Origin of the sequence: Phenylobacterium sp. (assembly GCF_020402505.1) — a bacterium.
GTDB lineage: Bacteria > Pseudomonadota > Alphaproteobacteria > Caulobacterales > Caulobacteraceae > Phenylobacterium.
Map to the genome: position 1 here is coordinate 1 of NZ_JADBZL010000021.1, position 14,060 is coordinate 14,060.

The 14,060-nt window shown below is 69.4% G+C and carries 11 protein-coding genes and 1 pseudogene; 9 read left to right on the forward strand and 3 right to left on the reverse strand.

The features are described 5' to 3' along the window. The first annotated feature begins 348 nt into the window (after nt 1-348). Entirely contained in the window at nt 349-1,356 is a 1,008-nt protein-coding gene (locus IM632_RS01510) for a hypothetical protein (protein WP_296521027.1), read from the forward strand. A 13-nt stretch (nt 1,357-1,369) separates the two neighbouring features. Here IM632_RS01510 and IM632_RS01515 read toward each other — a convergent pair whose 3' ends face one another. Then, nucleotides 1,370-2,059 (reverse strand): TerB family tellurite resistance protein, encoded by a 690-nt coding sequence (locus IM632_RS01515; RefSeq protein WP_296498413.1) that lies wholly within the window; start codon nt 2,057-2,059, stop codon nt 1,370-1,372. A gap of 188 nt (nt 2,060-2,247) precedes the next feature. On the opposite strand from IM632_RS01515, the gene IM632_RS01520 reads away from it, so the two are divergent. From IM632_RS01520 to IM632_RS01550, 7 genes are all read left to right on the forward strand, one after another. After that, entirely contained in the window at nt 2,248-4,050 is a 1,803-nt protein-coding gene (locus IM632_RS01520) for a hydantoinase/oxoprolinase family protein (protein WP_296551953.1), read from the forward strand. 28 nt (nt 4,051-4,078) lie between these two features. Beyond that, nucleotides 4,079-5,872, forward strand: coding sequence for a hydantoinase B/oxoprolinase family protein (locus IM632_RS01525; protein ID WP_296518429.1), 1,794 nt, complete (start codon nt 4,079-4,081; stop codon nt 5,870-5,872). Between the two features lie 426 nt (nt 5,873-6,298). Further along, complete coding sequence (locus IM632_RS01530; RefSeq protein ID WP_296498634.1) at nt 6,299-7,315, forward strand: saccharopine dehydrogenase NADP-binding domain-containing protein; 1,017 nt, start codon at nt 6,299-6,301, stop codon at nt 7,313-7,315. Then, nucleotides 7,306-8,892, forward strand: coding sequence for a hypothetical protein (locus IM632_RS01535; protein ID WP_296484571.1), 1,587 nt, complete (start codon nt 7,306-7,308; stop codon nt 8,890-8,892). The genes IM632_RS01530 and IM632_RS01535 overlap by 10 nt, the downstream gene beginning before the upstream one ends. Further along, nucleotides 8,889-9,281 (forward strand): hypothetical protein, encoded by a 393-nt coding sequence (locus tag IM632_RS01540; protein WP_296484569.1) that lies wholly within the window; start codon nt 8,889-8,891, stop codon nt 9,279-9,281. The genes IM632_RS01535 and IM632_RS01540 overlap by 4 nt, the downstream gene beginning before the upstream one ends. Nucleotides 9,282-9,609: 328 nt before the next feature. Continuing rightward, the gene (locus IM632_RS01545) at nt 9,610-10,479 is read left to right on the forward strand and encodes a hypothetical protein (protein WP_296551954.1); all 870 of its coding nucleotides are present in this window, start codon (nt 9,610-9,612) and stop codon (nt 10,477-10,479) included. Nucleotides 10,480-10,531: 52 nt separating this feature from the next. After that, nucleotides 10,532-11,176 carry a DsbA family protein gene (locus tag IM632_RS01550; protein ID WP_296484563.1) on the forward strand — a complete coding sequence of 215 codons (645 nt, stop codon included), beginning with the start codon at nt 10,532-10,534 and terminating at the stop codon, nt 11,174-11,176. Between the two features lie 336 nt (nt 11,177-11,512). On the opposite strand, the pseudogene IM632_RS01555 reads toward IM632_RS01550, so the two are convergent. Together IM632_RS01555 and IM632_RS01560 are read right to left on the reverse strand one after the other, a co-directional pair. After that, a pseudogene (locus tag IM632_RS01555) lies at nt 11,513-11,617 on the reverse strand (transposase); the annotation flags it as partial. A gap of 146 nt (nt 11,618-11,763) precedes the next feature. Further along, nucleotides 11,764-13,032 carry a cytochrome P450 gene (locus IM632_RS01560; RefSeq protein WP_296551955.1) on the reverse strand — a complete coding sequence of 423 codons (1,269 nt, stop codon included), beginning with the start codon at nt 13,030-13,032 and terminating at the stop codon, nt 11,764-11,766. 202 nt (nt 13,033-13,234) lie between these two features. On the opposite strand from IM632_RS01560, the gene IM632_RS01565 reads away from it, so the two are divergent. Next, nucleotides 13,235-14,060 (forward strand): 12-oxophytodienoate reductase (locus IM632_RS01565; protein ID WP_296551956.1); only part of this gene is annotated, 826 nt, incomplete at its 3' end.

Genomic DNA, 14,060 nt, shown 5'->3' on the forward strand with positions numbered 1-14,060 from the left:
AGGATGAGGCCGTTCCACCCGCGGCGGGTTGCGCCGCACGGCGCGTTGGGTCGCCGACCTCGACCTGGCAGGTTCACCGCCCGTCGCGGCCTCCGTCACGTCGCTACATGCGACCCGTTCCATGTACATGCGGCGGCCCCTTCGATCGCGAGGTCAGACTGCGCGGAACGCACCCTTCCAGTGGCCCTTCCTGCCCCCTCGGCCGGCCAGGCCCTGAAGGAAAAAATCGTGAATGAGCGTGAAAAAAGCGTCGGGTCGCGGAGAATACGGGTTGGCTCGCGGGACGGGCGGCGAGAAGGTCCGTCAAGCCTGCACGCTGCGGCTAGGTCAAGGCGAAGGAGTCTCCGCATGTTCACGAAAAGGATCTTCCGCAAAGACCCGTCCGCCCTGAGGCCTCTGTTTGAGCGTTGGCTCTTTCTCGGGCTGTGCGCGGTCCTGTCTCTCGCCCCGCTCCCCGCCATGGCCTTCGATCCCTTCCCGGTCGAGGGCGGTCCTGGGGAGCATCGCCGAATCCTCGACGCGGCCCTGGGCTGTCCGCCCGGTGGCGGCGCGGACTGCTGGACCGTCGCCGCCCGGGACCGGCTCGAGCCCGCCCTGCGCCGACCCGACATCACCGCCATCACCGTCTGGAACCCCGCCCACTGCGATGGCGGCGACCTTCCCGACGGCCGCGGCGCGGCGGCCCTGTCCGCCTGCCGCGACTGGATTCGCGCCGAGCTGGACGCTGCGGTTCGGGCGGCGGACCGGCTGGTGGACCCCGGCGGCGCGCCCCGACAGGTGCGCGGGCGCTGCGGGACCTTACAGCTGGGGGACCCGGACGTCCTGTGCGCCTTCGATCACCATTTCGGCCGAGCCCTGCACGCCGCCCAGGACTTCTACTCCCACACCAACTGGACGGACCGGCCGCTTCCGCCCTCCGAAGTCTCGCTCCGGAGTCCGCAGGGGCTGGGCGGGACCGGCCCCATTCCCTGGTTGGCCCCCGATGACGCGGGGTCGCCGCCTGCAGGCCTGATGTCCGGCTGCTTCCTCTTCTTCCCCGAAGGCCTGTTCTGCCAGGGTCGAACCCGTCACGCAGACCTGAACAAGGACCGCCGCCATGGGTCCGATACGCCCCCCTTCGGCGGGACCCCCCGCGGCCAGGTCGGGGGAAACTTCGCCAGGGCCTTCGACGCCGCCGCCGGCGAAACCGCCCGGATCTGGACCGACCTGGAAGCGCGCCTGGTCGCCACCTACGGAGGCGCCCGTGGGCGGGCCATGGCCTGCGTCATCCGGGGCGTCGAACCCGGCGCCTGCGCGCCGGTTGCGGTAGTCGGAGGTCAGAAGGCTTCCGTCGGATTCAGAGCCGGGATTGCGTGAGGCGCCGCCGCTCCTAGCCCCGCGCGCCCGCCATCTCCATCCGCTCGCGGCGGATGGCGTCGTAGGCGGCGTTGAGGGCGGCGGCCTTGGCGTGGGCGATGTCGAGGTATTCCTCGGGCAGGCCCAGGGCGCGGACGCGGTCGGGGTGGGCGTCGGCGATGCGGCGTCGCCAGACGGTCTTGAGGCCCTCGTCCGTGACGTCGTGGGGGACGTCCAGAACGATGTAGGGGTCATCGGCGGGGGAGCCGAGGTGGGCGGCGCGAATCCGGCGGAAGGACAGCGGGCCGAAACCGAACAGCTCAGCCACACGTTCCAGATAGGACTCCTCCTCCAAGGAAATCGCGCCGTCGGCGCCCGCGATGTGGAACAGGCCGTCCAGCACGTCCTCAAGCAGGCTCGGGCAGTTTCGGTAACGTCGGGCAAGCTGGCGGGCATAGCCCTCGAAACCGTGGGTGGTCTGCCGGGCCAGCTCATAGAGGCGCTGGATGTCGCCCTCTGAGGCCGCCTCCGGGGAGAAGACCTCGGCGAAGGCGTCGAACTCGGATACCCGGGCGCGTCCGTCGGCCTTGGCCAGCTTGGCCCCGAGGGCGGTGACCGCAGTGGAGAAGGCCGGGTCGGCGCCGGGCGGCCCGGGCGGACAATCGCAGTCGCCCGGATCCGGACGCCGGACGGCCATGGCCGCAATTCTGTTCCAGAAACTCATGCCAATGTCCCAAGCCAGCGCAGCCGACAGACGGCCAGCGCGCCCCTTCCCCCGACCCACTGCATACACCCATCGCTCGCCTCAGGATCGTTACGTTTTCGAAAGGCGGACCTCCCGCACCAAAGCGCCTCTGGACGCACCTTTCCCCGGTGTGGTCTTAAGCCGCGGTGAGCGGCGGCGGAGGCCCCTTGGATAGGCGCTGGACCTTCTGGATCGACCGGGGCGGGACCTTCACCGACGTGGTGGGACGGACGGATGACGGCCGCGAGACGACCGCCAAACTCCTCTCGGCCTCGCCGGCCTGGGCGGACTCCGCCGTCGAAGGCATGCGGCGCCTGATGGGCGTCGCGCCCGGGGCGCCCTTCCCGGGCGCACAGGTCGACGCCATCCGGATGGGCACGACCGTGGCCACCAACGCGCTCCTGGAGCGGCGCTTCGCGCGCACTCTGCTGGTCACCACCCGGGGCTTCGCCGACGCCCTGCGGATCGGGGACCAGGCCCGGCCGGACCTCTTCGCCCTCGACATCCGCCAGCCCGAGCCTCTGTTCGCCGGGGTCCTGGAGGCTGATGAGCGCCTGGCGGCCGATGGATCGGTGGTGGAGGCGCTGGATCCGACGGCCCTGGGGGCCCGTCTTGCCGAGGTCGCCCCTGACTACGACGCCGTCGCTGTCGCCTTTCTCCATTCCGACCTCAACCCGGTCCATGAGCAGCTGGCCGGGCGGCTGGCCCAGGCGGCCGGTGTTCCCTTCGTCGCCCTGTCGCACGAGGTCTCGCCCCTGCCCCGCTTCCTGCCCCGGGCGGAAACCACGGTGGCCGACGCCTGCCTCACCCCTGTGCTGCGGGCCTATGTGGACCAGGTCCAGACGGCGGTCGGCGAGGCGCCCCTCTGGTTCATGACGTCCGCCGGCGGCCTCGTCCGGGCCTCGGCCTTCCGGGGTCGGGATGCGGTCCTGTCCGGTCCCGCCGGCGGAGTGTCGGGGGTGGCGGCGACGGCCCGGGCGGCGGGGGCGGAGGCGGTCCTCGGCTTCGACATGGGCGGCACCTCCACGGATGTCTGCCGCTTCGCCGGCAACCTGGAGCGGCGCGAGACCGCCGAGGTCGCCGGAGTGCGCCTGCGCGCGCCCATGGTCGATGTCGAGACCGTGGCGGCCGGGGGCGGCTCCATCCTCCACTTCGACGGCGACCGGGCGCGGGCGGGACCGGCCAGCGCCGGGGCCGATCCCGGGCCGGCGGCCTACGGGCGCGGCGGGCCCGCCACCGTGACGGACGCCAACCTGGTGCTGGGCCGACTGGACCCGGCGCGCTTTCCGGCCGTCTTCGGTCCGGAGGGCAGGTCGCCTCTGGATGCGGCGGCGGCGCGGGCGGCCCTTTCAGACCTGGCGGCGCGCATGGACCTTCCAGGACCCGAGGAGGCGGCGGAGGGCTTCCTCGCCGTGGCCGTCGAACAGACCGCCCAGGCCGTGCGACGCATCTCCACCGAGAGGGGATTCGATCCCCGGGAGCACGCCCTGGTCGCCTTCGGCGGTGCAGCCGGCCAGGTGGCCTGCGACGTCGCCGAGGCCCTGGGCATCGACGAGGTCCTCTGCCCGGGTCAGGGCAGCGTCCTGTCGGCCTGGGGCATGGGCCAGGCCCGGCCCACCGTCCTTCGCCAGGCGGGTCTGGAGGCGCCCCTCGACGGTGCGGGCCTCGGGGCGGCGGCGGACCTCGCCGAGCAGCTCAGCGCCGAGGCCCTGGCCGGCCTTTCCGCCCAGGGGATCGACGGCGGCGAGGTTCAGGTCCGGCTCGGCCTGCGGTATGACGGCGCAGACGCCGTCCTGGCGGTCCCCCCTGGGATCGAAGGCGAGGTCCGGCAGGCCTTCGAGGTCGCCCATCGCCGCCTCTTCGGCTTCACCGAGACCGACCGCGCCGTCCTCGTCGCCCGGGTCGAGGCTGAGGCGGTCGATGCGACGCTCCCCCCCCCTGTCCGCGCGACGCCCCCGCGACGCTCGTGAGTCCCCCGGCGCCCCCCTGGACGCGACGATGAGCGTTATGCAGATGACCTGCCGCTCGCAGTCCTTTGCAGCCCCCGTGGTGGAAGCCGCAGCCCTCACCCGTATCGACGGTCCGGCCCTCATCGTCCGCGACGACACCCAGCTGGCCGTCCTGCCCGGCTGGCGGGCCGCGGCGGAGGCCGACGGCCTGGTCCGCCTGAGCCGCCTCGCTGGCGCCGCCCCCAGGGAGGTGCGGCTGGATCGCCCCGATCCCGTAACCCTGGAACTCTTCAATCGCCGGTTCATGGGCGTGGCCGAGGCCATGGGCGCGGCTCTGGAGCGGACCGCGCACTCGGTCAACATCAAGGAAAGGCTCGACTTTTCCTGCGCCCTCTTTGACGCCGACGGCGGGCTGGTGGCCAATGCGCCGCACATGCCAGTGCACCTGGGCTCGATGGGCGCCTCGGTCCGGGCGGTGCGCGATCGGCGCGGGACCCTGCGACCCGGCGAGGCCTTCGCCCTGAACAATCCCTATGCCGGCGGCACCCACCTGCCCGACATCACCGTGGTCATGCCCGTCTTCACCCGGCCCGAGGCGGAGGGTCCGCCGGACCTCTTCGTCGCCGCCCGGGGCCATCACGCCGACGTCGGCGGCGTCCAGCCCGGCTCCATGCCGCCCTTCTCGCAAACCCTTGAGGAAGAGGGGATTCTTCTCGACGCCCTGCCCATCATGAGGGACGGGATCTTCCTTGCGGCGGAGGTCCGGGAGGCCCTTCTGGCCGGGCCCTGGCCCTGCCGGGCGCCGGACCGCAACCTCGCTGACCTGAAGGCCCAGCTTGCGGCCTGCCAGGCGGGCGCCGACACCCTCTCGGCCATGATCCGGGACCAGGGCGCCGAAGTCGTCGCCCGCTACATGACCTTCGTCCAGGCCAACGCCGCCAGCGCCGTGCGGCGCGCCCTGACCCGGCTGTCTGACGGCGAGGCGAAGGTCCCGATGGACGGCGGCGGCGAGATCGCCGTGCGCATCACCCTGGACCCGGACCGGCAGGGTGCGGAGATCGATTTCCGCGCATCCACCGACCAGGCTCCGACCAACTTCAACGCACCCTCCGCCATAGTCGACGCGGCGGTCCTGTACGTCTTCCGCACCCTGGTGGACGACGACATCCCGCTGAACGCGGGCTGCCTGGAGCCCCTGCGGGTGCGCACCCGGCAGGGGTCACTGCTGGCGCCCACCCCGCCGGCGGCGGTGGTGGCGGGCAATGTCGAGACCAGCCAGCACGTGGTCGACGCCCTCTATTGCGCCCTCGGCGTCATGGCCAACGCCCAGGGCAGCATGAACAACTTCACCTTCGGGGACGCCGACCGGCAGTACTACGAGACCCTGTGCGGCGGCGCCGGGGCCTCGGTGCGCGGGCCGGGCGCCAGCGGCGTCCACACCCACATGACCAATTCGCGGCTGACCGACCCGGAGATCCTCGAACGGCGGTTCCCGGTGCGACTGGAGACCTTCGAGATCCGCAAAGGCTCCGGAGGCGAGGGCGCCTTCCGAGGCGGCGATGGGGTGCGCAGAAGGCTCCGGTTCCTGGCCCCCATGGAGGCGGCCCTCCTGTCCACCCGTCGCACCTGTGCGCCCCAGGGACTGGCCGGCGGCGGCCCCGCCCTTGCCGGCGCCCAGCGCCTGATCCGGGCGGACGGCGCCGTCCATCCCCTTTCAGGCTGTTTCTCGGTGACTGTCGCGGCCGGTGAGGCCATCGAGATCGAAACTCCCGGCGGGGGCGGCTACGGTCCGCCCGCCGCGCCACCCAAGCCCGATTCCGAGGCTCCCCCGACCGCAACCTAACCCGGCGACAGACCGGCTGCTGAGGGCCTCAAGCGGCCCCGGCGGATCCAGGTGTTCCGGCTGCGCCGTGCGTTTGGAAAGACGCCATGAAACACGGAGGGTGTTTGCAGCCCCCTTCAGCACAGGACTGAGAAATCCTGGTCCTTCGAGGCGTGACTGCCACGGAAACACCCAAAGTCTGAGATCCGTCGGTGCAAAGAAGAGATTTGTCTTGTCTTGATCACTGTCAATTTGGCTCCTCCTCTTCGCATGTAGTCATCCTTCTGCAGGGACTGAGGCGAACCGGCGTAGACGGATCAGGCTGAAGCCGCGGACCCGGAAGCGTCATCGGAAGGGGGTCTGGTCGTGAGTCGGTGCAGCGAGGGGCCTGTCCGAAGCGGTCCGACCCCACCCGATTGACGCCCAATCCTGGAGTCGAGGGCAACCATGTCGGAAGTCATGATCTACGGCGCAGCGGGATACACCGGCCGGCTTTGCGCCGAGGAATTCGTGAGAGCCGGACTGCAGCCCATCCTGTGCGGTCGCCAGGAGGCGGTGCGCGCGGTGGCTGAGCGCCTGGGCCTCAAGTCGGCCGTTTTCGACCTGAACGACCCGGGCGAGACCGAGCGGCGGCTGAAGGGGGTGCGTCTTCTGCTCAACCTCTCGGGTCAGTTTCTCACAACCCAAAAGCTTCTCATTGAAGCCTGCCTGGCCACAGGCGCCCACTATGTCGACCTGGCGGGTGAGGTGGAGGACACGTCCCACGCGTTTACATTCGACAACCAGGCGCGCCGCGCGAACATCATGATCATGCCAGGCGCCGGCTTCAATGTGGCGCCCTCCGATATCGTGGCGGGGCTCGCGAAGAAGAAACTGCCGGACGCGAATGAACTGGTGATCGCCCTGGCGACCGATGGCGGGGTCTCGCGCGGCACCCTCAAGGGAATGCTTTCGCACATTGACCATCCCGGGCATCGACGTGTCGGCGGCGTCCTTGTCCCAGCCCGGCCCGCCGAAACCGAACTGGAGTTTCAGGTTGCAGGCAGGAGGTTCAGAGCGGTCTACGACCCCTGGCTCGGGGACCTCTTCACCGCCTGGGTTTCGACCGGCATCGCCAACATCTCGACCTATTCTGTCCTTCCGGGGCTGGCGGTGGCGATGATGAAGGGCCGGCTTCTGTGGCTGCGTGATCTCATCCTGAACCACTTGATGTCACTTCTGCCGGAGGGCTCGTCCGCCCGCCAGCTGCGCAACGGCAGGACCTATGTCGTTGCGATCGCCTCCAACGGGAGGACCCAGGAGCGGGTGGCGCTGACAGGACCGGAAGCCTATCGCTTCACCGCACTCTGCCTACGCGAGATCACGCGCGCCGTGCTGGCGGGGAAGTGGTCTCCTGGATTCCAGACCCCGGCCCTCTTCGGTCGGGAACTGCTTGAGGGAATGGAGGGCGTGAAATGGGACTGAGAACGACCGACGAGACGCCCGGCGGGCAGAGGGTTAATGAGGGGCCCACGTCTCGGTCGGACTGTCTTTCCACCCGCGAGGGCCGCCTCTATATCGACGAGCTCGACACCGTTGAACTGGCGGCGCGGTTCGGCACGCCGCTGTTTGTGCTGTCCGAGACGCAGCTTCGTCGCAACGTCCGCCGTTTCCGCGCCGCCTTCGCCGCGGAGTGGGAGGGGCCGGTGGACGTCATGCCGGCGTTCAAGGCCAACACCACCCTGGCCAGCCGGCGGGTCCTCACGGACGAGGGCGCCGGCGCCGACGTCTACTCGCCCGGAGAGTTGGAGGGTGTGTTGAGCACCCCGGTGGACCGCGCCCGCGTCTCGGTCAACGGCGGCGGCAAGAGCCGCGACTACCTGGCCCACTGTGTGCACGAAGGGGTGCGCATTACGGTCGAGGATGTCGATGAGATCGACCTCATCCAGGCCGTGGCGGCCGAGCAGGATCGCACGGCGAAGATCCGTCTGCGCGTCAAGCCGACTGTACCCAACCTGTGGCGACCGACCGACTTCTCACAGCTGACCATCCCGATCGATATGGCCATCCAGGTCTACAAGTCCGGCATCCCGCCGGAGTTCCTTGTCGAAATGGGCCGGCGCGCGATCGCGGCTCCCAACATCGACATGGTCGGGCTGCACGTGCACCAGGGCCGCCACCACGCCAGTCTCTGGTTCTGGGAAGGCCTGATGTCCCGCTTCGGAAAGCTGGCGGGTGAACTGGTCGCCGCCTGGGACGGCTGGCAGCCCCGGGAGATCGACATCGGCGGCGGTTGGCCCAGCCCGCGAGATCCGCTGAATGAAGAGTTGCCGCGCTCGGAGTTCGTTCTGACCGCCCTCGGCTTTCCGCTCCTTGCGGGCTTACGCGGGCTGGGCGCCCGCCTCTACCACAGGGCCTTGGCCGGACTTGTACCCGTTCTGTCCTCACACCGGTTCCGCGCCACGCCGCCGTCAATCGAGCAGTATGCGGCCACCTCTGTGCGTGCGCTTCGGCGCGAGCTGCAGGCTGCGCGCATATCGACAGCGGGGGTGCGCCTGCAAATCGAACCCGGCAGATCAATGTATGGAGACGCGGGCATCCATCTGGCGCGGGTGAAGACCGTCAAGCGGCAGAGTCAGCCCTTTCCGTATGCCTGGGTGCTCACGGACACCACAACCTTCTTTCTCGCGGGCGGGCACTTCGAACGCAGTCGTTTCAGGCATGTTGTCGCAAACAAGGCCGACCGGCCCGTCGCCATGACCGCCGATCTTGTCGGACACTCCTGCTTTGCCGACCAGATCGTCCTCGGCGCCCGGCTTCCGGAGGTCGTACCGGGCGACGTGATCGCACTTCTGGAGACCGGAGCCTATCAGGAATCGAGCGCGTCAAACTTCAATGCGCTCCCCCGGCCCGCGACGGTCATGGTGTGCGGCGACCAGGCCGATGTGGTCCGTCGGGCCGAGACCGTGGAGGATGTCTACAGGCGCGATCTGGCGCCCCCGCGGATGCACCGGTTCCAAGGCGCGCACAGCGATCCGGTCGCTATGGAAATCCAATCGTGAGCGGCCATGTGGCGAACCTCGTGCTGATTGGGTTGCAGCTGGCGACCGCGCTCGGAATTGTCGTGTTCTGGATCTGGTGGCTTCGGGCAGAGCACGATGAGTCGGCGTGGCCACCGGGCTACAGGCGGCATGAGCAGGCCTTCGTCTTGCCGGACGCGGTGCTGGCGATCTTGCTGGTCGCCTCATCCTTGGCGAGTCTCGGCAATATGGCGCTGGGCGCCCCCCTGGCCCTGGTCGCTGCGGGCATGATGCTCTTCCTCGCCCTGATTGACCTCGCCTATTTCGCTCAACAGGGAATGTTCGCCGTCGCTCGCGGCGGGGTGGGCAACGCCATTCTGGTCGGCTGGCTTCTCTCCCTTTCGGTGATCATGGTCATCCACCACCTTTGATCCTGGTGACCTTCAGGACTGGGGGTGCGCCACGGCCCCGAGATCATGTTCATGCCAGGGCGAAGCGGGCGTCAGATCGAAACATGATGTCATCCTCTGAAGACGAGCCCGTCATGCCCGCGCCCAACGCGCCGACCCCGGGGTCAGGCGGCCATCGCCAGGGGGCGCGCCATCTGGGCCCCCGCCGCCAACGCCCTCCTGGCCCTTGCGGGCTGTTTACCGGTGACTGTCGCGGCCGGTGAGGTCATAGAGAACGAGACCCCGGCGGGGGCGACTCAGGTCCGCCCGCCGCCACACCCGCGCCGGATTCCGAGGCTAGCCCGAACGCATGATCGCCCTCGCTCTCGCTATCGTCCTCGCGCTGGCCGCGCAGGAGCCGGCTCCGCCGCCCGCCGACGCCGATGCGCCGGTGGCGACCGCCGGGCCGGCGCCCTCGGAAGCGGCGCCGCAGCCGGAACCGCCCCTGCCGACCGGCACGCCGCGCGACGACTACGGCCTGGTGGGCTGGTGCTTCGGCGCTCTGGAGGGTTACCTGGCCCAGCATGATCGGGTGATGCCCGACGTGACCCGGATCGAGAAAACCTACCGCCGACCCGGTTCATCCCTTGAAGAGGACCTCAAGGTCTACGCTGATCAGCAGATTCAGGGGCAGGCTCATCTGAAGAGCTTTTCGGCCGCTCTCCAGGCCGCCGAAAAGGCGAGCCTGACGGCCCTCCGCCCCCGGGGCGAGGCGGCCATCGCCAAGGGCCGCGCCATCTGGGCCCCCGCCGCCAACCTGCCCACGCGGAGTGTGGCCCAGCAGTGGATGGGCTGGACCCTCCCCCAGGTCTGCCCTGCCGCCGCCGAGCGACTGACCCGCAACGCCCCCCTGCTCGGCGCTGCCTTCGACCCGGCTGCTGAGATGATCGAACCGCCTGCGCCGGCGCCCGAGGCGCCGCAGACCGCCGGGTCGGTCCCCGGTTTGGAGCCTGAGCTTGCCCCGGCCGTGACGGACGCCGCCGCACCGGCCGGCATCACCGAGGACCCCGTCCCGGAAACCGCGCCCGTGACGGCGCCCGACACCCCGCCCGAGGTCAGTCCAGCCGCTGGGTCGGAGACCACTCCGCCGCCGCCCGCGGAGGCCGAGCCCGAGGCGCCCTTCGAAGCCCCCGGCCCGGAGGAACCGCCAGCCCTGCGGGAGTCGCCGGGCGCGCAATAGCCGTGGGCCCGGACCGGGTGTAGGCTGGCCTCGACGCCTCCGGAGCCCCGCCATGACCGCGCCGCACCTGATCTACTTCGCCGATCCCATGTGCTCCTGGTGCTATGGGTTTTCGCCGGTGATGGAGGACATCCGCCGCGCCTTCGGCCGGGCCCTGCCCGTGCGCCTGATCATGGGCGGCCTGCGCCCCGGAACTGAGACCCCCATGACCCAGGAGGCCAAGGACAGCCTGCGCGGCCACTGGACCCACATCACCGAGGCCACCGGACTGCCCTTCGGCGGCGCGGTGCTGGACGATCCCGGCTTCCTCTATGACACCGACCCTGCGGCCCGGGCGGTGGTGCGGGTGCGGCGCGACAACCCGGAAGGCGCCATCGCCTACCTCGGCCGGCTGCAGAAGGCCTTCTACGCCGAGGACCGCAACATCACGCGCCCGGAGGTGCTGGCCGAGCTGGCCGCCGACTACGGCGTGGCGCCCGAGGCCTTCCTCGCCGACTTCGAGACCGAAGACCTGAAACACGAGACCTGGGCGGACTACGGCGTCTCGCAGCGCGCGGGCGTGACGGGCTTTCCCACCCTGGTGGCGGGCCCCGGCGCGGAGGGGACCTACGGCGTCGTCACCCGCGGCTACAACCCGGGCGACCAGGTCATCGCCATCCTCAAGGCCTGGCTGGAAGGCCCGCCGGCCAACGCCTGAGGCGCCAGCGCCGCAGCCCCTCAGTCCGCTTCGCCGACAGCTCCCCCTTGGGGACCCCTGCAATACGCCCCAATGATCCCGGAGAGGCGCTGAAGGCGTGTCTTGGCGGCCTGTAGGTGGGTTTTGGGGGTGATTGTGAGGTGTCTGGACGGACTCCGGGCGTGTCAGGGCGTGATACTGGCTGGGCGGGCGCATCAGCCGGGGCTTTACCCCCTGGCGCTTCAGCCGGGCGCGGCGGGCGGGTGTGTCATAGGCCTTGTCGCCATAGGTCGAGCCCGCCTTGCCCCGTCTGGGTCGCGAGGTGGCCGCCTCGATCAGGATGGCGCCGAACAGACGCTCCAGAAGCTTCGCGCTCACCAGCCGGTCGCAGAACCGACAAAGGGTCGTGTGATCGGGAACCTCATCCTCAAGGCTCCGGCCCACGAAACGGCCGAACGCCAGGTTGTCCCGTCGACTTCACCGACATCAGAAATCCTCCGTCGTCATCGACAGGGCCCCCTGATCCGGGGATTTCGCAACAGTCCCCCTGGGGGGAGCTCCCGGCGAAGCCGGGTGAAAGGGTCAACCCACGTCGATGAATCTCCCCCCTACAGGCGGGAGGGGATGACCACCTGCATGCTCTCATAGCCCTTCACGAAGGACGAGTAGACGCGCTCCGGCTCGCTGACGACCTGGATCTCCGGGAAGCGCTGGAGGATTTCTTCCCAGAGGATCTTCAGCTGCAGTTCGGCCAGGCGGTTACCCACGCAGCGGTGGATGCCGAAGCCGAAGGACAGGTGCTGGCGCGGGCGCTCGCGGTCGATGATGTAGCTGTTGGGGTTCTCGATGACTTCGTCGTCCCGGTTGCCGGAGACGTACCACATGACGACCTTGTCGCCCTTGCGGATGGTCTTGCCGCCAAGCTCGTAGTCCTGCAGGGCGGTGCGCCGCATGTAGGCCAGCGGCGTCTGCCAGCGGATGGTTTCGGAGACCATGGAGGGGATCAGGTCCGGGTTCGCCTTCAGCTTGGCGAACTGGTCGGGGAACTGGTTCATGGCGAGGACCGACCCGGTCATGGTGTTCCGGGTGGTGTCGTTGCCGCCGACGATCAGCAGGATCAGGTTCCCCAGGTACTCCATGCGGTCCATGTTCCGCGTCGCCTCGCCGTGGGCGAGCATGGAGATGAGGTCGCCCTTGGGCTCGGCGTTGACCCGCTCGTTCCACAGGCGGGTGAAGTAGTCGACGCACTCGAAGAGGTACATCTTCCGCTCGGTGTCCGGATCCTCGGTCTTGAAGAGCTTGGACGTCAGGTCGGCGGTGGCGATGTCGGACCAGAAGGTCAGCTTGCGACGGTCCTCGAAGGGGAAGTCGAAGAGGGTGGCCAGCATCTGGGTGGTCAGCTCGATGGAGACCGTGTCCACCCAGTCGAAGGGCTTGCCGATGGGCAGGGAGTCCAGGGTGTTCTGGATCCGGCTGCGGATCAGAGGCTCCATGATGTGCAGGTTCTGAGGCGACACGATCGGGCTGACCGTCTTGCGCTGCAGGTCGTGCTTGGGCGGGTCCATGGCGATGAACATGGGCAGGGTGAAGTCATCGTCCGGGTCGAAGAGGGTGATCGCCGGTTCGGAGGAGAAGACCCCGTGGTTGGTGTCCACGGCCATGATGTCGTTGTACTTGGTCACCGACCAGAATGGGCCCTGCTCGTGGTGGCCCTCGGGGTGGAGGTGGACCGGGTCCTCCTTCCGCAGGCGCTCGAAATAGGGCCAGTGGGTGTCGGTCCGGAAGAGCTCCGGGTCCGCGACGTTGATTTCGTCCAGCGGGATGGAATAGGCCCGGGCGCGCGCCTCGGCTTTCAAGTCAACGGCTCCGTCGCTCATGGCGGACTCCTCGGTGCGGCCTCAAGGCCCATTTGAGCATTGCTCAGACCATGGCGAAGCGCAGGCCAAAATGCAAGTCGCTCCCGCCTCCGGTCGGACCCGGATTTTCGCCTGACGCCGGCGCCACGAGCGTGCATAAGGTCGCCCCGACATACCGAAACCGGGGTCTGCCGAGACGGACCCGACGCAGGAGACGCCGCCCATGGCCGCCGAAGCCCTCTTCCAGCCCTGGTCCTTCAAGGGCCTCAACCTGAGGAACCGCCTGGTCATGGCGCCCATGACCCGGTCCTTCTCTCCGGACGGCGTGGTGACGGAAGAGGTGGCCCAGTACTACCGCCGCCGCGCCGCCGGCGAGGTGGGCCTGATCATCACCGAGGGCACCGGGGTGGACCGCGCCGCCTCCCTGAACGACCGCAATGTGCCCCGCTTCCATGGCGAGAAGGAGCTGGCGGGCTGGAAGCGGGTGGCCGACGAGGTTCATGCCGAGGGTGGGGCCATCGCCCCCCAGCTCTGGCATGTGGGCGCGGTGCGCTCGCGCGACCCCGAGTGGAAGCCCGAGGGCGGCTATGACAGCCCCTCGGGCCTGTCGAGCCCGGGCAAGAAGTTCGGCGAGGGCATGAGCGAGGAGGCCGTCGCCGACGCCATCGACGCCTTCGCCCGGGCGGCGGCCGACGCCAAACGACTGGGCTTCGAGACCGTAGAGCTGCACGGCGCCCACGGTTATCTGATCGACCAGTTCTTCTGGGACGGCACCAACGAACGCGAGGACGCCTATGGCTCGAAGGATCTGCCCGGCCGGGCGCGCTTCGCCGGCGACATCCTGCGGGCGGTACGCAAGGCGGTGGGGCCCGACTATCCGGTGATCATCCGCATCAGCCAGTGGAAGCAGCAGGACTTCACGGTGAAGATGGCGCCGACGCCCAAGGCGCTGGAGGCCTGGCTGACCGCCCTGCCCGACGCCGGCGCCGATATCCTGCACTGCTCGCAGCGCTGCTTCTGGGATCCGGAGTTCGATGGCTCGGACCTCA

Bases quoted from the DNA above. Each gene is read 5' to 3' on its own strand.
- IM632_RS01510 (WP_296521027.1), top strand. From the start codon at position 349: ATGTTCACGAAAAGGATCTTCCGCAAAGACCCGTCCGCCCTGAGGCCT.
- IM632_RS01515 (WP_296498413.1), bottom strand. From the start codon at position 2,059: ATGAGTTTCTGGAACAGAATTGCGGCCATGGCCGTCCGGCGTCCGGAT.
- IM632_RS01525 (WP_296518429.1), top strand. From the start codon at position 4,079: ATGAGCGTTATGCAGATGACCTGCCGCTCGCAGTCCTTTGCAGCCCCC.
- IM632_RS01530 (WP_296498634.1), top strand. From the start codon at position 6,299: ATGTCGGAAGTCATGATCTACGGCGCAGCGGGATACACCGGCCGGCTT.
- IM632_RS01535 (WP_296484571.1), top strand. From the start codon at position 7,306: ATGGGACTGAGAACGACCGACGAGACGCCCGGCGGGCAGAGGGTTAAT.
- IM632_RS01545 (WP_296551954.1), top strand. From the start codon at position 9,610: ATGATCGCCCTCGCTCTCGCTATCGTCCTCGCGCTGGCCGCGCAGGAG.
- IM632_RS01550 (WP_296484563.1), top strand. From the start codon at position 10,532: ATGACCGCGCCGCACCTGATCTACTTCGCCGATCCCATGTGCTCCTGG.
- IM632_RS01560 (WP_296551955.1), bottom strand. From the start codon at position 13,032: ATGAGCGACGGAGCCGTTGACTTGAAAGCCGAGGCGCGCGCCCGGGCC.